The 21,577-nt window shown below is 73.1% G+C and carries 21 protein-coding genes; 17 read left to right on the top strand and 4 right to left on the bottom strand.

All coding sequences use genetic code 11. From position 1 onward, the window contains the following. The first annotated feature begins 61 nt into the window (after positions 1-61). The 13 genes from glmS to tsaD all read left to right on the top strand — a co-directional run bounded on the left by glmS (position 62) and on the right by tsaD (position 13,259). A complete protein-coding gene (gene glmS, locus AC2YHB_RS20020) occupies positions 62-1,906 on the top strand; it encodes a glutamine--fructose-6-phosphate transaminase (isomerizing) (protein ID WP_036551240.1) in 1,845 nt (614 codons plus the stop codon). A gap of 3 nt (positions 1,907-1,909) precedes the next feature. Further along, a complete protein-coding gene (locus tag AC2YHB_RS20015) occupies positions 1,910-2,263 on the top strand; it encodes a holo-ACP synthase (protein ID WP_179647919.1) in 354 nt (117 codons plus the stop codon). 7 nt (positions 2,264-2,270) lie between these two features. Continuing rightward, positions 2,271-3,659 carry an NAD(P)H-hydrate dehydratase gene (locus tag AC2YHB_RS20010; protein ID WP_179647918.1) on the top strand — a complete coding sequence of 463 codons (1,389 nt, stop codon included), beginning with the start codon at positions 2,271-2,273 and terminating at the stop codon, positions 3,657-3,659. A gap of 27 nt (positions 3,660-3,686) precedes the next feature. Next, entirely contained in the window at positions 3,687-4,856 is a 1,170-nt protein-coding gene (alr, locus tag AC2YHB_RS20005) for an alanine racemase (protein ID WP_179647917.1), read from the top strand. Then, a complete protein-coding gene (locus tag AC2YHB_RS20000) occupies positions 4,853-5,947 on the top strand; it encodes an alpha/beta fold hydrolase (RefSeq protein WP_487354522.1) in 1,095 nt (364 codons plus the stop codon). Before alr ends, AC2YHB_RS20000 begins: the two co-directional genes overlap by 4 nt. Next, positions 5,944-6,864, top strand: a complete 921-nt coding sequence (gene tsaE, locus AC2YHB_RS19995; protein ID WP_308645477.1) for a tRNA (adenosine(37)-N6)-threonylcarbamoyltransferase complex ATPase subunit type 1 TsaE — start codon at positions 5,944-5,946, stop codon at positions 6,862-6,864. The genes AC2YHB_RS20000 and tsaE overlap by 4 nt, the downstream gene beginning before the upstream one ends. A 147-nt stretch (positions 6,865-7,011) precedes the next feature. Beyond that, the gene (locus AC2YHB_RS19990; RefSeq protein WP_179647915.1) at positions 7,012-8,130 is read left to right on the top strand and encodes a glycoside hydrolase family 16 protein; all 1,119 of its coding nucleotides are present in this window, start codon (positions 7,012-7,014) and stop codon (positions 8,128-8,130) included. Positions 8,131-8,181: 51 nt separating this feature from the next. Next, positions 8,182-9,042 (top strand): glycoside hydrolase family 16 protein, encoded by an 861-nt coding sequence (locus AC2YHB_RS19985; protein WP_179647914.1) that lies wholly within the window; start codon positions 8,182-8,184, stop codon positions 9,040-9,042. Positions 9,043-9,152: 110 nt separating this feature from the next. Beyond that, positions 9,153-10,034, top strand: a complete 882-nt coding sequence (locus AC2YHB_RS19980) for a glycoside hydrolase family 16 protein (protein WP_179647913.1) — start codon at positions 9,153-9,155, stop codon at positions 10,032-10,034. 152 nt (positions 10,035-10,186) lie between these two features. Continuing rightward, entirely contained in the window at positions 10,187-11,038 is an 852-nt protein-coding gene (locus tag AC2YHB_RS19975; protein WP_487354521.1) for a glycoside hydrolase family 16 protein, read from the top strand. Positions 11,039-11,083: 45 nt separating this feature from the next. Continuing rightward, complete coding sequence (gene tsaB, locus AC2YHB_RS19970) at positions 11,084-11,743, top strand: tRNA (adenosine(37)-N6)-threonylcarbamoyltransferase complex dimerization subunit type 1 TsaB (RefSeq protein WP_487354520.1); 660 nt, start codon at positions 11,084-11,086, stop codon at positions 11,741-11,743. Then, positions 11,740-12,204 carry a ribosomal protein S18-alanine N-acetyltransferase gene (gene rimI, locus AC2YHB_RS19965; protein WP_036551259.1) on the top strand — a complete coding sequence of 155 codons (465 nt, stop codon included), beginning with the start codon at positions 11,740-11,742 and terminating at the stop codon, positions 12,202-12,204. The genes tsaB and rimI overlap by 4 nt, the downstream gene beginning before the upstream one ends. Then, complete coding sequence (gene tsaD, locus AC2YHB_RS19960) at positions 12,204-13,259, top strand: tRNA (adenosine(37)-N6)-threonylcarbamoyltransferase complex transferase subunit TsaD (RefSeq protein WP_036551261.1); 1,056 nt, start codon at positions 12,204-12,206, stop codon at positions 13,257-13,259. Before rimI ends, tsaD begins: the two co-directional genes overlap by 1 nt. A 41-nt stretch (positions 13,260-13,300) precedes the next feature. Here the strand turns inward: tsaD and AC2YHB_RS19955 are convergent, their stop codons facing one another. Further along, entirely contained in the window at positions 13,301-14,560 is a 1,260-nt protein-coding gene (locus AC2YHB_RS19955) for a hypothetical protein (RefSeq protein ID WP_179647909.1), read from the bottom strand. Then, positions 14,557-15,096, bottom strand: a complete 540-nt coding sequence (locus AC2YHB_RS19950; protein ID WP_179647908.1) for a hypothetical protein — start codon at positions 15,094-15,096, stop codon at positions 14,557-14,559. The genes AC2YHB_RS19955 and AC2YHB_RS19950 overlap by 4 nt, the downstream gene beginning before the upstream one ends. A 139-nt stretch (positions 15,097-15,235) precedes the next feature. Between AC2YHB_RS19950 and AC2YHB_RS19945 the strand changes: the two genes are divergently transcribed. From AC2YHB_RS19945 to AC2YHB_RS19935, 3 genes are all read left to right on the top strand, one after another. Then, the gene (locus AC2YHB_RS19945; RefSeq protein WP_179647907.1) at positions 15,236-15,814 is read left to right on the top strand and encodes a hypothetical protein; all 579 of its coding nucleotides are present in this window, start codon (positions 15,236-15,238) and stop codon (positions 15,812-15,814) included. A gap of 64 nt (positions 15,815-15,878) precedes the next feature. Then, positions 15,879-16,991, top strand: coding sequence for an S-(hydroxymethyl)mycothiol dehydrogenase (locus AC2YHB_RS19940; RefSeq protein WP_179647906.1), 1,113 nt, complete (start codon positions 15,879-15,881; stop codon positions 16,989-16,991). Beyond that, positions 16,991-17,638 (top strand): MBL fold metallo-hydrolase, encoded by a 648-nt coding sequence (locus AC2YHB_RS19935; protein ID WP_179647905.1) that lies wholly within the window; start codon positions 16,991-16,993, stop codon positions 17,636-17,638. The genes AC2YHB_RS19940 and AC2YHB_RS19935 overlap by 1 nt, the downstream gene beginning before the upstream one ends. A 41-nt stretch (positions 17,639-17,679) precedes the next feature. Here the strand turns inward: AC2YHB_RS19935 and AC2YHB_RS19930 are convergent, their stop codons facing one another. Both AC2YHB_RS19930 and AC2YHB_RS19925 read right to left on the bottom strand, forming a co-directional pair. Further along, a complete protein-coding gene (locus AC2YHB_RS19930) occupies positions 17,680-18,855 on the bottom strand; it encodes a class I SAM-dependent methyltransferase (protein ID WP_179647904.1) in 1,176 nt (391 codons plus the stop codon). A gap of 23 nt (positions 18,856-18,878) precedes the next feature. Beyond that, entirely contained in the window at positions 18,879-21,050 is a 2,172-nt protein-coding gene (locus AC2YHB_RS19925; protein WP_487354519.1) for an MMPL family transporter, read from the bottom strand. A gap of 227 nt (positions 21,051-21,277) precedes the next feature. On the opposite strand from AC2YHB_RS19925, the gene groES reads away from it, so the two are divergent. Continuing rightward, complete coding sequence (groES, locus tag AC2YHB_RS19920; protein WP_028653828.1) at positions 21,278-21,571, top strand: co-chaperone GroES; 294 nt, start codon at positions 21,278-21,280, stop codon at positions 21,569-21,571. Positions 21,572-21,577 lie beyond the last annotated feature (6 nt).

The raw sequence follows: 21,577 nt of genomic DNA, 5'->3' as shown, positions 1-21,577 counted from the left end.
GGCGATTCTTCCAGTCGCGCCGTGTCGGCCGACGGCCGCGTCCCAACTAGACTGTCGGCCCATGTGCGGGATCGTCGGATATGTCGGGCCCAGGTCGGCCACGGACACGGTCATCGACGGCCTGCGTCGGCTGGAGTACCGCGGCTACGACTCGGCCGGGGTGGCGGTCGTGGACGGCGGGGCCATCGCCCTGGAGAAGCGGGCCGGCAAGCTAGCCAACCTCGAGAAGGTGCTCGACGAGACGCCGCTGCCCGTGGCCCACACCGGGATCGGGCACACCCGGTGGGCCACCCACGGCCCGCCCAACGACGTCAACGCCCACCCGCACACCGGCGGCTCCCGCCGGGTCGCGCTGGTGCACAACGGCATCATCGAGAACTTCATCGAGCTCCGTGAGCGCGTCGAGGCCGACGACCACGTGCTGCTCTCCGACACCGACACCGAGATCGTCGCCCACCTCGTGGAGCTGCAGGTCCAGTCGGGGGTCGACCTGACCACCGCCATGCAGCGCGTGTGCCAGCAGCTCGACGGCGCGTTCACGCTCGTCGCGATCGACGCCGAGGAGCCGGACAAGGTCGTCGCCGCCCGCCGCAACTCGCCGCTGGTCGTCGGCCTGGGCGAGGGGGAGAACTTCCTCGGCTCCGACGTCGCCGCGTTCATCGAGTTCACCCGCGAGGCGCTCGAGCTCGGCCAGGACCAGATCGTGGTGATGACGCGCGACGAGGTCCTCGTCACCGACTTCCACGGCCGCCCGGTCGAGGCGAAGCAGTTCCACGTCGACTGGGACCTGTCCGCGGCGGAGAAGGACGGCCACGACTGGTTCATGCGCAAGGAGATCTTCGAGCAGCCGCGGGCTGTCGCAGACTCGCTGATCGGCCGTCGTACGGCGGCGGGGCAGCTGCAGCTCGACGAGATGCGCCTCGCTGACGAGGAGCTGCGCGACGTCGACAAGATCATCATCATCGCCTGCGGCACGTCCTTCTACGCCGGCATGGTCGCCAAGTACGCCATCGAGCACTGGACCCGCACCCCGGTCGAGGTCGAGCTCGCGTCGGAGTTCCGCTACCGCGACCCGATCATCGACTCCACGACGCTGATCGTCGCGATCAGCCAGTCCGGCGAGACCGCCGACACCCTGCAGGCCATCCGGCACGCGCGCAGCCAGCGGGCCAAGGTGCTCGCGATCTGCAACACCAACGGCTCCTCGATCCCGCGCGAGTCCGACGCGGTGATCTACACCCACGCCGGCCCCGAGATCGGCGTCGCGTCGACCAAGGGCTTCCTGACCCAGCTGGTCGCCTGCTACCTGCTCGCGCTCTACATGGCGCAGGTCAAGGGCACCCGCTTCGGCGACGAGATCGACGAGATCATGGAGCAGCTCGAGGCGATGCCCGGGCACATCGAGACGGTGCTCGAGGGCGCCGACGCGGTCTACGAGCTGGCCCGCGCCCACGCGACGACCCGCTCCGTGCTCTTCCTCGGCCGCCACGCCGGCTACCCGGTCGCGCTCGAGGGCGCGCTCAAGCTCAAGGAGCTCGCCTACCTGCACGCCGAGGGCTTCGCCGCCGGCGAGCTCAAGCACGGCCCGATCGCGCTCGTCGAGGAGGGCCTGCCGGTGCTGTGCGTCGTGCCCCCGAAGGGGCGCGACAGCCTGCACGGCAAGATGCTGAGCGGCATCCAGGAGGTGCGGGCCCGTGGTGCCCGCACGATCTGCCTGGCCGAGGCCGGCGACACCTCCATCGAGCCGTACGCCGACGACCTGATCCGGCTGCCGAAGGTGCCCGTGCTCCTGCAGCCCCTCGTCGCGATCCTGCCGCTCCAGCTGTTCGCCTGCGAGCTCGCCACCGCGCTGGGCCACGACGTCGACCAGCCCCGCAACCTCGCCAAGTCCGTCACGGTCGAGTAGCCGATGGCCGTGGTCGGCGTCGGGATCGACGTGTGCGAGATCGCCCGGTTCGAGGAGTCGTGCCGTCGTACTCCCGCGCTGGTCGACAAGCTCTTCGTCGAGGCCGAGCGGGACCGCCCGATCAGCTCGCTGGCGGCGCGCTTCGCGGCCAAGGAGGCTCTGGCCAAGGCGCTGGGCGCGCCCGGCGGGATGCACTGGCACGACTCGGAGGTGGTGTCGGAGGAGACCGGCCGCCCGCGCTTCGTCATGCGCGGCTCGGTGCTCGCCGTCGCCGACCGCCTCGGCGTCCGCTCGGTCCACCTGTCGCTGACCCACGACGGCGGGATCGCCTCCGCCGTCGTCGTCCTGGAGTCCTGAGGCCGTCGTGCTCCGCGCCCACACCGTCGAGGAGGTCCGCGCCGCCGAGGCCGCCCTGATGGCGACGGTCCCCGAGGGGACGCTCATGCAGCGGGCGGCGTACGGCCTCGCGAACGCGGTCCTCGACCTGCTCGGCGGCGGCTACGGCCGCCGGGTGCTGCTGCTGGTCGGCCCGGGCCACAACGGCGGCGATGCCCTGTACGCCGGCGCGGTGCTTGCCCGGCGCGGAGCGCTCGTCGAGGCGTGGTTGCTGTCCACGACCGTCCACGAGGCCGGGCTGGCCGCGCTCCGCACGGCCGGCGGCCGCGTCGGCACCCCCCGGGCCGCCGTGCGCTTCGACGTGGTCGTCGACGGCATCGTCGGAATCGGCGGGCGCCCGGGCCTGCGCGACGGCGCCGTCGAGGCGCTGGCCGCCGCGGCCGGCATCCCGGTGGTCGCGGTCGACACGCCCTCGGGCGTCGACGTCGACTCCGGCGCCACGCCCGGTGAGCACGTCGAGGCCGACCTGACCGTCACCTTCGGCACGCACAAGGCCTGCCACCTGCTCGACCCCGCGGCCCTGGCGTGCGGCGCCGTCGACCTCGTCGACATCGGGCTCGACCCGTTCCTGCCGCCGGCCGCGATCGAGGCGCTGCAGCCCGAGGACGTCGCCGCGATGCTGCCGGTGCCCGACCCGGACGGGCACAAGTACACCCGCGGCGTCGTCGGCATCCGCGCGGGCTCCGACGCCTACCCCGGCGCCGGCCTGCTCAGCGTCGCGGGCGCGGCCTGCGGGCTCGCCGGCATGGTCCGGTACGACGGCGACGAGTCCGTCCTCGACCTGGTCCGTGCCGCCCACCCGGAGGTCGTCGGGCCGGGCCGGGTGCAGGCCTGGGTGGTCGGCTCGGGCAGCGACGCCGCCGCCGAGCCGGCCCTGCGCGACGCCCTCGCCGACGACGTACCCGTGGTCGTCGACGCCGACGCGCTCGCCTTCGCCGACCTCGCGCGGGGGCGTGACGCCGTCCTCACCCCGCACGCCGGCGAGCTGTCCCGCATGCTCGGCGTCGACCGTGAGGAGATCGAGGCCGAGCCGCTGGCCCACGCCCGCGCCGCCGCCGACCGGTACGACGCCGTGGTGCTGCTCAAGGGCCGCCACACCGTCGTCGCGCGACCCGGCGGGCGGGTCCGGGTGACCACGACGGGCACCCCGTGGCTGGCGACCGCCGGGGCCGGTGACGTGCTCGGCGGGCTGGTCGGCGCCCTGCTCGCGACCGGGCTCGACCCCTTCGATGCAGCCTCGGTCGGCTCGTGGCTCCACGGCGCGGCCGCAACGCTCGCGTCCCAGGACGGGCCGATCGTCGCCGGCGACGTCGCGGCGGCGCTCCCGGACCTCATCGCGAGCCTGACCGCACCCTGACCACCCCGTGATGGGACGATGAGAGACATGCACCGCCCGCCCCTCGGCCCCGCCGAGATCGTCGTCGACCTCGCCGCGATCCGCGCGAACGCTCGCCTCCTGCGGCAGACCGCCGGCGTGCCGCTGATCGCTGTGGTGAAGGCCGACGGCTACGGGCACGGCATGGTCGAGAGCGCCCGGGCGGCGCTCGAGGGCGGCGCGGAGTGGCTCGCGACGGCCACGATCGAGGAGGCGCTCGCGCTGCGCGCGGCCGGCGTCGAGGGACCGCTGCTGTGCTGGATCACCACGCAGCACTCCGACCACCGCGCCGCCGCCGACGCGGGCATCGACGTCAGTGCCTACTCCGTCGAGGAGCTGGACGCGATCGCGGCCGCCCTCGAGGGCCGCGCCGAGCCGGCCCGGATCCAGCTCAAGGTCGACACCGGCCTGTCCCGCGGTGGCGCGCCCCGCGCGGCCTGGGCCGAGGTGTTCGCCCGCGCCCGCGCGGGGGAGGAGGCCGGCCTCTGGCGGGTCACCGGCATCTGGTCGCACTTCGCCTGCGCCGACGAGCCCGCTCATGTGGCCAACGACCGCCAGGAGCAGGCCTTCCGCGACGCGCTCGCGCTCGCCGAGCAGGCCGGCCTGCGCCCCGAGCTGCGCCACCTCGCCAACTCCGCCGCGGCGATCCTGCGGCCCTCGTCCCGCTTCGACGCCGTCCGCTGCGGCATCGCGATGTACGGGCTCGATCCGGCGCCCGGGGAGGCCACCGAGATCGGGCTGGTCCCCGCGATGACGGTCCGGGCCCCGCTCGTCATGGTCAAGGAGCTCTCCGCCGGCGACTCCGTCTCCTACGGCCACCTCTGGACGGCCGACCGCCCGACCACCGTCGGTCTCGTCCCGGTCGGCTACGGGGAGGGCATCCCGCGCCACGCCTTCCGTCGCGACGCCCCCGAGGCGGCCGCCCAGGTCGGCATCGACGGGAAGCGGCGCCCGATCCGCGGCACCGTGTGCATGGACCAGGTCGTCGTCGACCTCGGCGGCGACCACCCGCCCGTGGGCAGCGAGGTGATCGTCTTCGGGCCGCCCGCCGCCGGCGGGCCCAGCGCCCAGGACTGGGCCGAGGCCTGCGGCACCATCAACTACGAGATCGTGACGAGGATCGGGGGCCGGATGACCCGCAGGTACGTCGACGGCGACGCCACGGAGCCCACCCGATGAGCCGCCGAGGGAAGGTCGCCGGCTCGCTCGCGGGTGCCCTCGGCCTGGCGGCGGGCACGGCTGCCGTCGGGATCGTGCGCAAGCAGCGGCAGATCAGCCGGAGGGCGGGGGAGTCGATCCCGTTCGGCACCCTGCGCTCGGAGCCGGTCACGGTCGTGGCGGACGACGGCGTGGCGCTGCACGTGGAGGTCGACGAGCTGGAGGCGCCGGCGGCGACCGGCGCGATGGACCGGCTTCTCCGTCGTACCCACGCGGCGCCGCGGGTCACCGTCGTCTTCGTCCACGGCTACTGCCTCAACCTCGACTGCTGGCACTTCCAGCGCGCGGCCTACCGCGGCCTGGTCCGGGCGGTCTACTACGACCAGCGCTCCCACGGCCGCTCCGGCAACTCCGACCGCGCGCACTCCACGATCGAGCAGCTCGGCCGCGACCTCCACACCGTGATCGACCAGGTCGCCCCGGAGGGACCGGTCGTCCTCGTCGGCCACTCGATGGGCGGCATGTCGATCGTGGCGTTCGCCGAGCAGTTCCCCGAGCTGATCGGCACCCGCGTCGTCGGCATCGGCCTGATCTCGACCACCGCCGGCGGCCTCGACCCGGGCCGCATGCTGCTGCCGATGCTGCCCGCCCGCCTGACCGGACCGCTGGCGAGCAGCGCGGTCCGCACGCTGCACCTGGGCCACCGTGCCATCGACGGCCTGCGCCGCGCCGGGTCCGCCGTGGCGACCGTGGCGACCGACCGGTTCGCCTTCGGCGAGGCCGTTCCGAAGGGGTACGTCGAGTTCGTCGACGAGATGCTCGCCGCGACGCCCTTCGAGGTGGTCGCCGACTTCTTCCCGAACTTCGCCGGCCTCGACAAGTTCCACACCGTGGCCGCGCTCGGCGCCGTGCCCGTGTCGGTCATCTGCGGCACCGCCGACAAGCTGACCTCGATCGGCCACTCCCGCAAGCTCCAGTCGCGGATCCCGGGCTCGCGGCTCCTCGAGTGCGAGGGCGCCGGCCACATGGTGATCATGGAGCGGCACGAGCTCGTCAACGCCGAGCTCGACCAGCTGATCACCGCCGCCGCAGCGAGGGCGACGGCATCGTGATCGAGATCATCGAGGTCGGCCCCGAGCGGGCCGACGACGTCCTGGCCGTCGTCAAGGCCGCCTTCGCCGCGCGCCCCGTGCTCGATCCGCCGGCCGACGCGCTCGCCGAGACCGTCGACACGATCGGCGCGATGCTCGCGCCGGGGGGCGGCCTGCTGGCGCTCGACGACGGCCGGCCGGTCGGCACCGTGGTCCTCGACCCGGTCGACGACGCGATCTACCTGCGCCGCTTCGGGGTCGACCCGTCCGCCCAGGGGCGCGGGCTCGCGCGCGAGCTGGTGAGGGCCGCGCTCGCCGCCGCCTCCCGTCGTCCCGGTGTACGACGAGCCGTGATCCTCGCCCGCCAGGAGCTCCCGCGCACGGCGGGCTTCTGGCGCGACATGGGCTTCGTCGAGACCGACCGCCACCCGCCGTACATCGAGATGGCGCGACCCGTGCCGCTCGCCGTGGAGGTCCCGTCGGCCGACGACATGCGCGACCTCGGTGAGCGCGTCGCGGGCCTGCTGCGGGCCGGTGACGTGCTGGTGCTCAGCGGCGAGCTCGGCGCCGGCAAGACGACCTTCACCCAGGGCCTCGGGGCCGGGCTGGGCGTGCGCGGCGGGATCACGTCGCCGACCTTCGTGATCGCGCGCGTGCACCCGTCGCTGGGCGACGGGCCGGCGCTGGTGCACGTCGACGCCTACCGGCTGGGCGGGCAGGCCGAGCTCGACGACCTCGACCTGGACACGGACCTGGACGAGGCCGTGACCGTCGTGGAGTGGGGGACCGGACTGGCCGAGGGCCTCGCCGACGCCCGGCTCGAGGTGCGGATCATGCGGGCGACCGCGGCCACCGACGTCGACCCGGAGGCCGACCCGCGGGTGGTCGAGATCGACCCCGTCGGCCTGCGCTGGCTCGGCGTCGACCTGCGGGCCTGACCCCCGCGTTGGGACCCGGTCCCGCGGACCCCCGTCCCAGCCGCTTGGTCCTCCGGGACCGGTCAGGTCGGCCCGCGCGCAGGTTCCTGAGACCCCTCCCCGATTCCTAGCCTCGAAGGGCAGCGGATCGGGACAGGGAGGTCGAAGATGCGCGCTCTGCGAGTGATGGTCACGGCCGTGCTGGCCGTCGTGCTGTCGGTGGGCCTCGTGCCCGACGGCGTTCCGGCCGCGGAGGCGGGACGCGCCCCGGCCCCCGTCCTCGACCGGCCGACCACGACCACCAAGAGCGTCGTGCTGACCGGCCGGGCCCGGCCGCGTGCCCTGGTCTCCGTCCAGGTGCGGACCAGCCGCTGGGTGACGGTGCGACGGGTCCGCGCCGCGAGCACCGGGAGGTACCGGGTCGTCGTACCGGCTCCGGCGACGACGCGGTCGTTCCGCTCGGTCTCGCTGCGGCGGGCCAGCACGGTGCGGCGCGTCGTACCGCTGAAGCCGCCCGCGCCGCCGACCGACGCCTGCGGTGCGCGCCCGAAGCGGCGCACCGGCGGCTACTACGCGTGCACCTTCCTCGAGGACTTCACCGGCAGCAGCCTCGACACCGACCGCTGGCTCGGCCAGAACATGCTCGGGCAGGGCGACCGCTGCGTCGCGGCCGGGCCGCGCACGGTGGCCGTCGCCGACGGCACGCTCCGGCTCAGCGTGGTGCAGGCGAGCGAGGAGGAGCCGTGCCCGCAGCGCGCCGACGGCTCGCGGGGCAGCTACGCCGCCGGCTGGATCTCCACCTACGGGCGCTGGAGCCAGCAGTACGGCCGCTTCGAGGCGCGGATGAGGTCGCAGGCGAGCGACCTGCCCGGGCTGCACGAGGCCTTCTGGCTGTGGCCGGACATCCGCTTCTCCTCCGACGCCGACTGGCCGAACAGCGGCGAGATCGACATCGCCGAGACCTACTCGTCGCACCCGGACCTCGCGATCCCGTTCCTCCACTACAGCGCCGACAGCGGCGGGCCGGTGCCCGGGCTGAACACCGCCTGGAAGTGCCGCGCCCAGCGCGGGGAGTGGCACACCTACGCCCTCGAGTGGACCGCCGACCGGCTCGAGGTGTTCGTCGACGGCCGGTCCTGCCTGGTCAACACCTCCGGCGCGGCCAGCTTCCGCAAGCCGTTCATCATCAACCTCAGCCAGCTGCTCGGCGTCGGCACCAACCTGTGGACGGGCTCGGTCCCGCTGCCCGCCACGATGGAGGTCGACTGGGTGAAGGCCTGGTCCTGATTTCTCGCACCCGCCCTCACGGCGACCAACCGGCCACTACCGTGGCACCCCGTGCGTCCCTCCCGTCCCGTCCTCGTCGTCGCCGTGGCCCTCGTGGTCCTCGTCGCGGGCGTCGGCGTGGCCCTGTGGGCGACCCGGGAGCGGATCGAGGGCAGCGACGAGTGCGGCAAGAGGTTCGCGAAGCCGGGCGGCGGCGCCTGGGAGTGCACCCTCGTCGAGGACTTCTCCGGTGACCGGCTCGACCCCGACACCTGGAAGGTCTCCGAGGTCGTCGGCACCGACGACCTGTGCGCCGTCGACGACCCGCGGACGGTGTCCGTGGCCGACGGCAGCCTCCGGCTGTCGGTGCTGCGCACGGACGCAGCCACGACCTGCCCGGCACGCGCCGACGGCAGCCGGGCGTCGTACGCCTCGGGCTGGGTGACGTCCTACGGTCGCTGGAGCCAGAAGTACGGCCGGTTCGAGGCCCGGATCAAGGTCCAGGACGTCGACGGCCCCGGAGTCCACGAGGCCTTCTGGCTCTGGCCCGACGTCCGGTACGGCGCCGACAAGCCCTGGCCGCAGTCGGGCGAGATCGACATCATGGAGACCTACTCCCACCAGCCCGACCGGGTGATCCCGTTCCTCCACTACGAGGCGGGCGAGAAGCCGAACAACGGCGTCAACACCGCCTGGGGGTGCGAGACGACCCGCGGCGAGTGGCACACCTACACCCTGGAGTGGACCGCCGAGCGCCTGGAGATCCTCGTCGACGGGGACACCTGCCTGGTCAACAACGTCTCCGGCGACGCCTTCCACAAGCGCTTCATCATCTGCTTCACCCAGTTCACGGGCACCGGCGCCAATGCATACGACGGCCGCGTCGCCCTGCCCGTGACGATGGAGGTCGACTGGGTGAAGGCCTGGCGCTGAACCCGGATCCGGTCCCGAGACCCCTGTCCGGCGGCACGTGCAAGGCGCTACCTTCCTCCCCGGGAGCCTTCGTCACGCGGGATCTCGCGCACGTCCACCAGGGGGAAGTCATGCGTCCGATCCGCCTTGCCGCACTGCTGGCGGCCGGCCTGCTGGCCGCCGCCCTGGCCGTGCCGCTGACGCCGTCGGCGCCGGTGCCGGCGGCCTCCTCCGCCCCGAGCGGGTCCACCAAGCTCGACTGCGGTGCCCGGGTCGCGAAGCCGGGCGGCGGCAGCTGGACCTGCACGATGGTCGACAACTTCTCCGGGACCAGCCTCGAGCCGTCGCGCTGGCTGGGCTTCAGCCAGCCCGGCACCGGTGACCTGTGCATCCTCAACAGCCCGCGCACCATCTCGGTGTCCAACGGCGCGCTGCGCCTGTCGGCGATCAGGACCGACGCGACCACGCAGTGCCCGCTGCGCGCCGACGGCACCCGGGCGTCGTACGCCTCCGGATGGGCGACCACCTATCGCCGGTTCGGCCAGCAGTACGGCCGGTTCGAGGCGCGGATCAAGGTCCAGGCCGCCTCCGCGCCGGGCCTGCACGAGGCGTTCTGGCTGTGGCCCGACGTCCGGTACACCTCCGACTCGCCGTGGCCCGAGTCCGGCGAGATCGACATCGCGGAGACCTTCTCGTCGCGGCCCGACCTGGCGATCCCGTTCCTGCACTACAGCGACGACCAGTACGGCGGGGTCCAGGGCGTCAACACGGCCTGGAACTGCCCGTCGTCGCGCGGCGAGTGGCACACCTACGCGCTGGAGTGGTTCGCCGACCGGCTGACGATCTACGTCGACGGCCGGACCTGCCTGACCAACACCCGCGGCGCGAGCAGCTACCAGAAGCCGTTCATCATCAACCTCACCCAGTTCCTGGGCGGCGGAAGCAACCAGTACGACGGCCAGGTGCCGCTGCCCGCCACGATGCAGGTCGACTACGTCAAGGTGTGGCGCTGACCGGAGGCCGGCCCGGGGGACCTGTGCCGAACCTGTGAACTGGTACAGGTTCCACTTGTCGCCCGCGACGGCTACCTTTACCTGCGAACTCGGGGGAGCTCCACCCCCCGCCCGCCTGCTCTCACGACGGACATGGGGATGCGATGCGCTCGTTGAGGTCTGCCCTGGTCACGGTGTGCCTGCTGGCCGCCGCGCTCGCGGTGCCGCTGGCACCGGTCGCCCCGGCTCCCCGGGCGGCCGCCGCCGATGCGTGCGGGACCGTCGTCGCGCGCAGCACCGGCGGCTACTGGACCTGCACCTTCGTCGACAACTTCGGCGGCTCGACGCTCGACACCAAGAAGTGGATCGGGCTGAACCAGCCGGGGACCGGCGACCTGTGCACGCTCAACAGCCCGCGGACCATCGGGGTCAGCATGGGCAGGCTGCGGCTCAGCGCCGTCAGGACCACGAGCACCGTGCGCTGCCCTGCCCGCGCCAACGGCACCCGCGCGAAGTACGCCGGCGCGACGGTCAGCAGCTACTACCGGTTCAGCCAGCAGTACGGCCGGTTCGAGGCCCGGATCAAGGTGCGGAACACGAGCCTGCCCGGCCTGCACGAGGCCTTCTGGCTGTGGCCGGACACGCGCTACTCCTCGGACGACAACTGGCCCAACACGGGCGAGATCGACGTCATGGAGACCTACTCCTACCAGCCCTCGCTCAACGTGCCCTTCCTGCACTACTGGGCCGACAGCTACGGCGCGGTCGACGGCTTCAACACCTCGTGGAGCTGCAAGTCGCAGCGCGGCCTGTGGCACACCTACGTCCTCGAGTGGAGCTACAGCCAGCTCTCGATCAAGGTCGACGGCCGGACCTGCCTCACCAGCACCCACGCCGCGCCGAGCTTCCGCAAGCGGATGATCATGAACATCAGCCAGTACCTCGGCGGCGGCAACAACCTGTACGACGGCCGGGTGTCCCTGCCCGCGACCATGGAGGTCGACTGGGTGAAGGCCTGGCGCTGAGCCTGGCGCTCCGTCCCGGGGGCGGCGGACGGTAGCCTCGCCTCCGTGCTGCTCGCCCTCGACACCGCCTCCCCGACGGTGACCGTCGCCCTCCACGACGGCACCGACGTCGTCGCCGCCGAGACGGCGGGCGTCGCGATGCGGCACGGTGAGCAGCTCGCCCCGCTGATCGCGAAGGTCCTCGGCCTGGCGGGCGCGCAGCCGGCCGACCTCACCCGGATCGCGGTGGGCGCGGGACCCGGCCCGTTCACCGGGCTCCGCGTCGGACTGGTGACTGCCCGCACCATGGGCCACGTCCTCGACGTCCCCGTGCTCGGTGTCTGCTCCCTCGACGCCCTCGCCGTCGAGGCCGTCGACACCGGGGCCGTCGACGGCGAGTTCCTCGTCGCCACGGACGCCCGGCGCAAGGAGGTCTACCTGGCGTCGTACTCGGGGGAGGGGCGGCGCACCAGCGAGCCCGTCGTCGACCGGCCGGCGGCGCTCGCGACCGACCGCCCCGTCGTGGGCGAGGGGGCCTCGCTCTACCCCGACGCGTTCCCCGGTGGGCGGGGGCCGCTGCGCCCCGACGCCGCCTGGCTGGCCCGCGCCGTCGTCGCCGACCGGGTGACCCTGCTGGACCCCGAGCCGATGTACCTGCGCCGCCCGGACGCGGAGATCCCGCACGCCCCGAAGGCCGTGCTGCCCGACGTGACCCCGACGCCGTGACCGGGGTCCTGGTCCGCGCCGCCGGGCGGGCCGACGTCGAGGACGTCGCCGCGCTCGAGGAGCTGGCGTTCCCGCTCGACCCGTGGTCGCCGGTGCTGCTGGAGCAGGCCGTCGACGGCACGGTGCCCACCGTCGGGGTCCTCGTTGCCGAGCGGGACGACGAGTTCGTCGGCTACGCGGTGGTGAGCGTGGTCGACGTCGACGCCGAGCTGCAGCGGATCGCCGTCCCCGAGGACCTGCGGCGCGCGGGCATCGCGCGCACCCTGCTGGAGGCCGTCCACGTGCACGCCGCGAGCCGCGGCGCCGAGCGGCTCCTGCTGGAGGTCCGCGAGGACAACCTGGCCGCCCGGATGTTCTACGAGCGCCACGGCTTCACCGAGCTCGGTCGGCGGGCGCGCTACTACCGCGACGGTGCGACCGCGCTCGTCCTCGCCACACCCGTCACAATGGGGCGGTGGTGATGAGCGAACCGCTGGTGCTGGGCATCGAGACCTCCTGCGACGAGACGGGCGTCGGCATCGTCCGGGGCAACACCCTTCTCGCCGACGCCGTGGCGAGCAGCGTCGACCAGCACGCCCGGTTCGGCGGGGTCGTGCCGGAGGTCGCCAGCCGCGCCCACCTCGAGGCGATGGTCCCGACGATCCAGCGTGCGTGCGACACGGCCGGCATCGCGCTGTCCGACGTCGACGCCATCGCGGTCACCCACGGCCCCGGCCTGGCCGGTGCCCTGCTGGTCGGCGTCGCGTCGGCCAAGGCGCTCGCCCTCTCGCTCGGCAAGCCGATCTACGGCGTCAACCACCTCGCGTCGCACGTGGCGGTCGACCAGCTCGAGCACGGCCCGCTGCCGGAGCCCTGCCTGGCGCTCCTCGTGTCCGGCGGCCACTCCAGCCTGCTGCGCGTCACCGACATCACCGGCACCGACAGCGGGGTCGACCCGATGGGCGCGACCATCGACGACGCCGCGGGCGAGGCGTTCGACAAGGTCGCCCGCCTGCTCGGGCTGCCGTTCCCCGGCGGCCCGCACATCGACCGGGCCGCACGCGAGGGCAACCAGGTCGCCATCGACTTCCCGCGGGGGCTCACCAGCCGCCGCGACCTCGAGCGGCACCGCTTCGACTTCTCGTTCTCCGGGCTCAAGACGGCCGTCGCGCGCTGGGTCGAGGCCCGTGAGCGCTCCGGGGAGCCCGTGCCCGTCGCCGACGTGGCCGCGTCCTTCCAGGAGGCGGTCTGCGACGTGCTGGTCCGCAAGGCGCTCGACGCGGCTGCCGCCGAGGGCATCGAGGACCTGATGATCGGGGGCGGCGTCGCCGCCAACTCCCGCCTGCGGGCGATGGCGGAGGAGCGGGCCGGCAAGCTCGGCGTCCGGGTCCGCGTCCCGCGGCCGGGCCTGTGCACCGACAACGGCGCGATGGTCGCCGCCCTCGGGTCCACGATGGTCGCCCGCGGGCGCACCCCGTCGTCGCTGGACCTCCCGGCCGACTCGAGCCTCCCGGTCACGGACGTGCTCGCGGGCTGACCGGCCCCGCCCCGCCGCGCTGCCTCGCGCGGCGGGCGTGCTCAGCCGAGGACCCCGGGTGCGGTGCCCTCGTCGTCGAGCCAGTCCTGCCCGTCGTCGTACAGCTCCTGGGCGGCGCCGTCGCGCTCCTCGTCCTTGCGGCGACCGCCGCGGCCCCCGGCGGCTCCCGCCGCGCCGCGGCCACCACGCCCGCCCTGTGATCCGGGAACGCCACGGCCACCGGCACCACGACCGCCGGCGCCACGACCGCCCGCACCACGACCGACCTGGCTACCGGGCGCGAGCCCGCCGCGACCGAGGGAGCCGGGGCCGCCCGCGCGGCTCGAGGCGCCGATCGCCGGGGCGCCGCTGCTCAGGCCGCCGCGCGAGAGCAGGCCGCGGATGCCGTTGATGGCTCCCGGACCCACCAGCCCACCGGCGAGCAGCCCGCCGCCGACCAGTCCGGGGTTGATGCCGCCGGGACCGCCGATGCCTCCGGGACCACCGGGGCCACCGATGCCCGAGCCGCCGGGGCCGCCCGGACCGCCGGGGCCGCCCGGGTCGATGACACCGGGGTCGCGGGGATCGCCCGGGTCGATGTCGGGGAAGTCGGGGTCGTCGGTGCCGCCGTCGTCGGGATCGCCGAAGTCGGGGTCGCGCGGGTCGTTGTCGTCGATGCCGATCAGGCCGCCCGGGGGAGGCGTGTACGTCGGCGGGCGCACCCCACGCGGGGTGCCGCCCGGTCCGGTGCCCGTCGGCGTGCCGCCCGGCTCCTCGACCGGCTCGCCGTGGATCTTCTGGAACACCGGGATCGCGTGGTCATAGGCCGTGTCGAGGGCGGCCAGCGCCTTGAGCGCCTCCACGTCCGCGTGGTCGTAGGACGCGACCCGCTGGTTGTGGACCCGCGTCTGCGCGCCGAACTGCTTGACGGCCCGGATCTGGTCGTCCTCGTCGGGGCCGACGTCGGTGGGGAAGGTCGGTGCGGCGCCCGGAGCCTCGATGTCCTCCTGGGCGAGGGCGATCTCCTTGGCGTCCTCCATCGCGACCTGCACGGTGTCGAGGGCGTCGTGGGCGTTGGTCATGTCGGTCTTGCGCTCGACCACCTTCGTGCGCATGCCGGCGATCGCCTTCTGCGCGGCCGTGGCGATGTCGGTGCCTGCGCCGAATCCCGCGATGATGCCGGGCTCGGCGAGGTTGAGGGCGGCCTCGACCTTGCCGAGGCTCGTGGCGCCGTCGCTCCAGGCCGACTTCGACGTCTTGACGTCGCCCAGGCTCATCGGGGCCACGGCTCGCTGCAGTCGGCGGATGTTCTCCCCGCTCATGACGTCTCTCCGTCCGTGCCGGTGGTGTCGGCGGTCGTCGGCGTGCTGCCGCTCGGGGTGCCCGTGCCGTCGTCGCTCGTGGGCTCCGATCCCACGCCCGCCTGCTGCGCCTGTTGGTTGGCCGACTCGCCGTGGGACGTGGCCGACCCCTCGTTGAGCCGTTCGACGGCCTTGTGGGTGAGGGTGATCTCCGCGGCCGCGTCCTGGTCGGCCTGCTCCACGAAGCCGCGGGCGTCACGGCAGGCCTGGCGGAACGCGATCAGGTCCTCGCGGACCCCGGAGAGCGTCTCCGCGGTCACCTGGTGGGCGCGGCGGTGGTGGAGGGCGAGCAGGGGCGCACGGTCGGTGTCACCGAAGGACTGCGGCTTGATCTCGCCGTCCTTCTGGAAGATCGCGGGGTCGAACTGGTCGAGCTCCCTGTTGATCGCGGTGATGACGTCGTTGATCTTCTCCTCGACCAGCTTGAGCCCCTCCAGGGCCTCCGCGTCGGCTGGTCGCGCCATCAGGTCGGTGCGGAACTCCGTGGGGAAATTCATCGCTGGTGTGGCCTTTCGATCCCGAGGTGGTCAGTGCCGGGCTGCGTGCGGTGCGCGTACCCCGGCGCCCGGGTCGGCAAACCACGGCGACGGAGGCAACGGTTAGGCTGCACCGGTCCGATCAGGAGAGGGGTCTCGGGTGCGTTCTCGACAGATGTGGGCGGCGCTGGCGCTCGCCGTGGTGCTCGGCGGGTGCTCGACCGACGACGACCCGGGCGCGAGCCCCACGGACGGGTCGTCGAGCGCCGGCGATCCGTCGGGAGGCACGGGCAGCCCCTCCGCGGAGCAGACCGAGGGCCCGGAGGCGGCCACCGGCAAGGTCCTGAGCAGCGAGCTCGCCTCCCTCCACCTCCCGGCCGGCCAGCCCTGGGCCGAGGGGCGCGGCGGCCTGTCCGGACATCTCGACATCGACGCGCGCAACTCCTACGAGGTCCACCTGAGTCACGGCCTCGGCAAGGCCGACGACCTGGACACCGCGGTCGCTGCCGTCCTGCCGACCGTGCAGGGGCCGCGTCCCGAGATCGCGCGGGCCGAGGACCGCGACATCGCCGGTGTCGAGACCGCCGTGCTGAGCGGTGTCGACGACCGTGGCTACTACTACGGCATCGTCGCGATCCACCAGGGTCTCGTCATGACGATCGACTTCGTGTTCCCGCGCAAGGACGCCGAGGGCGAGGCGTGGATCGAGTCGATCCTCGCCAGCGTCGAGTGGAAGTGACCGGCGGCCAACCTCCGGCTCGCTAGGTTCGGGGGACACCCCCGTCACCGTGCAAGGAGTCGCCATGCAGCAGGTCCGCGCCGTCATCGCCCGCACCAAGGGTGCGCCCGTGGAGATCGCCACGATCAACGTGCCGGACCCGGGGCCGGGCGAGGCGGTCGTGAAGGTGCTGACCTGCGGGGTGTGCCACACCGACCTGCACTACCGGGAGGGCGGGATCAACGACGACTTCCCGTTCCTGCTGGGCCACGAGGCGTCCGGCATCGTCGAGGCTGTGGGTCCGGACGTCACCGGAGTCGCTCCCGGCGACTTCGTCGTCCTCAACTGGCGCGCGGTCTGCGGCGAGTGCCGGGCCTGCAGGCGCGGAGACCTGCACTACTGCTTCAACACCCACAACGCGAAGCAGCGGATGACCCTGGCCGACGGGCCGGACGCCGGGACGGAGCTCTCCCCGGCGCTGGGCATCGGCGCGTTCGCGGAGAAGACCCTCGTCGCGGCCGGGCAGTGCACGAAGGTCGACCCGGACGCCCGTCCGGCGGCGGTCGGCCTGCTGGGGTGTGGCGTGATGGCCGGCATCGGCGCCGCGATCAACACGGGCGGCATCACCCGCGGCCGCTCGATCGCCGTCATCGGCTGCGGCGGCGTCGGGGTGGCCGCGATCGCGGGCGCCGCGCTCGCGGGCGCGAACCCCATCATCGCGGTCGACATCGACGCCAAGAAGCTCGCCAAGGCGAAGGAGATGGGCGCGACGCACACGGTCGACTCGTCAGCGCTGGACCCGGCGGAGGAGATCAAGCGGATCTGCGCGGCGACCTACGACGGTGCCGAGGGCGCCGACGTGGTGGTCGAGGCCGTGGGCCGCCCGGAGACGTGGAAGCAGGCGTTCTACGCCCGCGACCTCGCCGGAACGGTGGTCCTCGTCGGCGTGCCGACACCCGACATGAAGGTGCCGGACCTCCCCCTCATCGACGTCTTCGGCCGCGGCGGTGCCCTCAAGTCCAGCTGGTACGGCGACTGCCTGCCCTCGCGCGACTTCCCGATGCTGGTCGACCTCTACCGCCAGGGCCGGCTCGACCTCGACGCCTTCGTCACCGAGGAGGTCGGCCTCGGCGACGTCGAGGCGGCCTTCGAGCGGATGCACCACGGCGACGTACTCCGGTCCGTGGTGGTGCTCTGATGGGCGGCGCACCCAGGGTCGACCACGCCGTCACGAGCGGCACCTTCTCCCTCGACGGCGAGACCTTCGACGTCGACAACAACATCTGGGTGGTCGGTGACGACGACGAGTGCGTCGTGGTCGACGCGCCGCACTCCGTCGACGACATCCTCGCGGTGGTGGGGGAGAGGCGGGTCGTGGCGATCGTGTGCACCCACGCCCACGACGACCACGTCCGCGTCGCACCGGCCCTGCGCGAACGGGTCAACGGCGGGTCGGGGGCGCCGGTCCTGCTGCACCCCGACGACCGCCCGCTCTGGGAGCTCGTCCACGGCGGGCCGGACGACGCCGACGGCTACCTCTGGGACGTCGACCTCGCCGACGGCCTGGAGATCCCGGTCGCGGGGACCACGCTGCGGGTCCTGCACACGCCCGGACACGCGCCCGGCGCCGTGTGCCTGTACGCCGCCGACCTCGGCTGCGTCTTCACCGGCGACACGCTCTTCCACGGCGGCCCCGGCGCGACCGGGCGGTCGTACAGCGACCGGCCGACCCTCGAGGCGTCGATCCGAGCGACGCTCTTCTCGCTCCCGGACGACACCGTCGTCCACACCGGGCACGGCGAGGACACCACGATCGGTGCGGAGGCGGCCGCCCTCGGCCGCTGACTCCCGGCGTCCGGCGTCCAGCGGCGTGCCCGGCCCGATGGTCAGAAGGGCTCCACCAGCAGGGCGGTGCCCTCGCCGGCGACGCGGGTGAGCACGACCGTCGCCTCGGCGTCCCCGGTCAGGGCGAGCCGCTTGCGCAGCTGCTCGGGCACGACGTCGACGCCGCGCTTCTTGATGGTGATCCGACCGACGCCACGCTCGCGCAGGGCGGCCTTGAGCTGCTTCTCGCGGTAGGGGAGCTGCTCGAGGACGCGGTAGCCGCGGGCGAACGGGCTGCGGAACGCCTCGTCACCGGTGACATAGGCGATCCTCGGGTCGACCAGGCCACCGTGGACGCCGGCCGCGACCGCGGTCACCAGTCCGGCTCGGATCACCGCCCCGTCGGGCTCGTAGAGGTAGCCGCCGACCTCGCGGGTGCCGACCTCCGCCGCTCCCGGGTCCTCCTCGTCGGTGATGGTCGCGAGCCCGCCGTCGCCGATGACCGTCGCGCGGCGGGCGACGGTGGCGGTCAGGCCGGACCAGAGCGCCGCCTCCTTCACCTCGCCGTCGTCGCTGACCCACTCGGCCTCGACGCCGGCGGGCACCAGGTCGTGCGGGATGCCGGGCGCCACCTTGACGCAGGCGCTGCGCCGGAGCAGGCCCTCCACCCAGGTCCACGGCGGCGTCCAGTCCTCCACGCGGAAGGTGCGGCCGGCACCCGAGCGCCGCGCCGGGTCGGCGAAGGCGAGGTCGAAGCCGGTGTGGTCGACCGTCGTCGCGTCGGCGACCTGGACCGCACCCGGCAGGTCGAGCGCCGCGAGGTTCGCCGCGGCGATCGCGACCCGCACGGGGTCGAGGTCCACGCCGGCGCAGATGATGCCGGCCCGTGCCGCCGCGACGAGGTCGCCGCCGATGCCGCAGCCGAGGTCGACCAGCGTCTGCGCGCCGAAGGCGGCGGCCCGGCCCGCGCGGTGGGCCGCCACCCGTTGCCGGGTGGCCTGCTCGAGCGCGTCGGGGGTGAAGTACATCCGGGCGGCGGACTCGCCGAACTTCGCCGCGGCCCGCTCCCGGAGCTCCACCTGCGAGAGCGCGGCGGCGGCTCGCTCGCCCGTCGTCGTACGACGGAGGGCGGAGCCGGCCGCGAGCGGTGTCGCGCCGCCGGCGACCAGGGCGGTGGCCTCGGCCAGCAGCGCCTGCCCGTCATCGGTCAGCAGCCACTGGAAGGTCGCGAGGTCCACCCCCCGATCCTGTCAGGCAGGCGTCACTTGGTGAGGACGACCCCGTCGGTGTCGTCGGCGTGGCCGGCGTTGTCCCCGTCCTTCGCCTCGTCGCCGTGGCCCGGCCACCAGGCAGCGTGGCCGAGCAGCGAGGTCAGCGCCGGCGTGAAGAACATCGACATCACGAACGACACGATCAGGATGCCGACCGCCAGCGCGAAGCCCATCGACACGATCAGGGTGTTGCCGCCGAGCATCAGCGAGGCGAAGGTGCCGGCCAGGATGACGCCGGCTGCGGCGATGGTCGGGCCGGCGTGCGTGACGGCCTGGGCGGCCGCGCTGTGCGGGTCGCGTCCCTCGCGGGCCTCCTCGCGGAGCCGGGCGATCATCAGGATGTTGTAGTCCGTGCCCAGCGCCGTCACGAACAGGTAGATGTAGATCGGCAGCATGAAGATCAGGCCGGCCTCGCCGCCGATGTTCTGGAAGGCGATCACGGTGATGCCGAGCGTGGCCGCGAAGCCGAGCCCGACGGCGGCCATCAGGAACCACGGTGCGACCAGGCTGCGCAGCAGCAGCGCGAGGATCAGCAGGATCACGGCTGCGGCCACCGGGAAGACGACCTTGTAGTCGCGGGCCATCGCCTTCGACATGTCGGCGAAGATGCCGGGCGTGCCACCGACGTACGCCTCGGTGCCATCGGGCGCCGCCTCGTGCGCCGCGTCGCGGATCGGTCCGGCGACGTTGTCCTGGGCAGCGTCGGAGACGGGGTCGTCGGACAGGGTCAGGTAGAACTGGAAGGCGGTGCGGTCCTTCGAGGGCACCGGACCGGCGACGCTGTCCACGCCCTGGGCCTCGCCGAGGGCCTTGCCGAACGCCGCGAGCTGGTCGTCGGTCACGTCGGCGCCCTCGGCGTCGACGAGCACGGGGACGGGCTCGGCCGCGCCCGCGGAGAAGTGCTCCTGGAAGGTCTCCAGCGCCTCCGTGGACTCGACGCCCTCGGGCAGGCTCGAGTTGAAGTCGAAGGACGGGTTGAAGCTGAGCGCGAAGATCGCCAGGACCGTCATCGCGCCGCCGGACACGAGCGCGGTGATGCCCGGACGCTGGCCGACGGCCTTGCCCAGCTTGATGAAGGTGCCGTGCTTCGGCTCCTTCTGCCACGACTTCGAGGGCCAGAAGAGCGCCTTGCCCAACAGCGAGACCGCGGCCGGGACCAGTGTCAGCGCGGCCAGCAGGGTCACGAAGACGGCGATCGCGAGGGCCGGGCCGATCGCGCGGAAGATGCTGAGCGAGCTGAGGATGAGCGCCATGAAGGCCACGATCACCGCGCCGCCCGCCGAGGCGATCGCCTCGCCCGCGCGGTCGAGGCTGTGGACGACCGAGTCCCGCACGCTCGCGCCCTGGCGCAGCCGCTCGCGGTGCCGGAACAGGAAGAACAGGATGTAGTCGGTGCCGACGCCGTACAGGACGACGACGAGGATCTGCTGGACCGAGGCGTCCGCCTTGAGGTCGAAGACGTCGTTGGCCCAGGCGATGGCGCCGGTGGCGATCGTCGAGACGATGCCGACGACCACGACGGGCAGCACGCAGATCAGCACGCTGCGGAAGATCAGCGCGAGCAGCCCGACGATGAGCACGATCGTGGCGATGCCGACGATCAGCAGCGTGTCCTCGTTGGACTCCTGGGAGTCGAGGCTCTGCGGCACCGCGCCGGTGGCGCGGACGTCGAGGTCGGAGTCCTTCGTCAGCTCCTTGATGTCGGCGCGAAGGTCCTTCGCGTCGTCGATCGCCTGCGTGTCGTAGCCGGTCGCGCCGTCGGCCAGCGGGATGACCGCGAACATCACGGTGCCGTCGGCCGAGAGGTTGGGCCTGCCGTCCTCGCCCTGCGCGATGACCAGCTGCTGGAAGGTCTTCCTGCCGAGCTCGGGCGCGAGCTCCTCGGCGATCGTCGCGACCTCGGCCTGGTCGGCTGCGGTCAGCTTGCCGCCCCCGTCGCGCTCGATCACGAGGATCGCGCCCGGTGAGAAGGCGTCGGAGAACTTGTCCTCCTGGAGCTGGAGCGCCTGGATCGACTCGTAGTGGTCGGGCAGGAACTCCGAGTTGTCCTGGGTGGACTCCAGGGCGGGTGCCGTCGCGGTGACGAGCACCGCCAGGAGCAGCCACGCCCCGATGACGTACCAGCGGAAACGGGTCACGAAGCGGCCGAGCGCAGCGAACATGGCGCCAACGCTTCCGTGTCGGGCGGAGCGGGGTCAACCGACTTTGGTAGGGACTCTCCAGATCCTGGGGACGGGTGGCTCTGGCACTCGCTTGCGGTGAGTGCTAGTTTCGTCACTGGCACTCTCGGTCCGAGTGTGCCAACGCCGGTCAGAGTGCCCAGGTGCTCGCGACCGGACCACGAACAGAAGTACTCACCGCATCAGCCTAGAAAGTGGAGGTCGACATCGTGTCGGTCAACATCAAGCCGCTCGAGGACCGGATCGTCGTCAAGCCCCTCGAGGCCGAGCAGACCACCGCCTCCGGTCTGGTCATCCCCGACACGGCCAAGGAGAAGCCGCAGGAGGGCGAGGTCCTCGCGATCGGCCCCGGTCGTATCGACGACAACGGCAACCGCGTCCCGCTCGACGTCGCCGTGGGTGACAAGGTCATCTACAGCAAGTACGGCGGCACCGAGGTCAAGTACGCCGGCCAGGAGTACCTCATCCTCTCGGCCCGCGACGTCCTCGCGGTCCTCGCCTGACCTTCG

Source organism: Nocardioides sp. SRI_004 (assembly GCF_057586415.1).
The sequence above is the reverse complement of the archived record's forward strand: the minus strand, read 5'-3'. Positions and strand labels throughout refer to the sequence as shown.

Excerpts from the sequence above, each read along its gene's own strand:
- glmS (WP_036551240.1), top strand. The coding sequence starts at position 62 with ATGTGCGGGATCGTCGGATATGTCGGGCCCAGGTCGGCCACGGACACG.
- AC2YHB_RS20015 (WP_179647919.1), top strand. The coding sequence starts at position 1,910 with ATGGCCGTGGTCGGCGTCGGGATCGACGTGTGCGAGATCGCCCGGTTC.
- alr (WP_179647917.1), top strand. The coding sequence starts at position 3,687 with ATGCACCGCCCGCCCCTCGGCCCCGCCGAGATCGTCGTCGACCTCGCC.
- AC2YHB_RS20000 (WP_487354522.1), top strand. The coding sequence starts at position 4,853 with ATGAGCCGCCGAGGGAAGGTCGCCGGCTCGCTCGCGGGTGCCCTCGGC.
- AC2YHB_RS19990 (WP_179647915.1), top strand. The coding sequence starts at position 7,012 with ATGCGCGCTCTGCGAGTGATGGTCACGGCCGTGCTGGCCGTCGTGCTG.
- AC2YHB_RS19980 (WP_179647913.1), top strand. The coding sequence starts at position 9,153 with ATGCGTCCGATCCGCCTTGCCGCACTGCTGGCGGCCGGCCTGCTGGCC.
- tsaD (WP_036551261.1), top strand. The coding sequence starts at position 12,204 with ATGAGCGAACCGCTGGTGCTGGGCATCGAGACCTCCTGCGACGAGACG.
- AC2YHB_RS19955 (WP_179647909.1), bottom strand. The coding sequence starts at position 14,560 with ATGAGCGGGGAGAACATCCGCCGACTGCAGCGAGCCGTGGCCCCGATG.
- AC2YHB_RS19950 (WP_179647908.1), bottom strand. The coding sequence starts at position 15,096 with ATGAATTTCCCCACGGAGTTCCGCACCGACCTGATGGCGCGACCAGCC.
- AC2YHB_RS19940 (WP_179647906.1), top strand. The coding sequence starts at position 15,879 with ATGCAGCAGGTCCGCGCCGTCATCGCCCGCACCAAGGGTGCGCCCGTG.
- AC2YHB_RS19935 (WP_179647905.1), top strand. The coding sequence starts at position 16,991 with ATGGGCGGCGCACCCAGGGTCGACCACGCCGTCACGAGCGGCACCTTC.
- AC2YHB_RS19925 (WP_487354519.1), bottom strand. The coding sequence starts at position 21,050 with ATGTTCGCTGCGCTCGGCCGCTTCGTGACCCGTTTCCGCTGGTACGTC.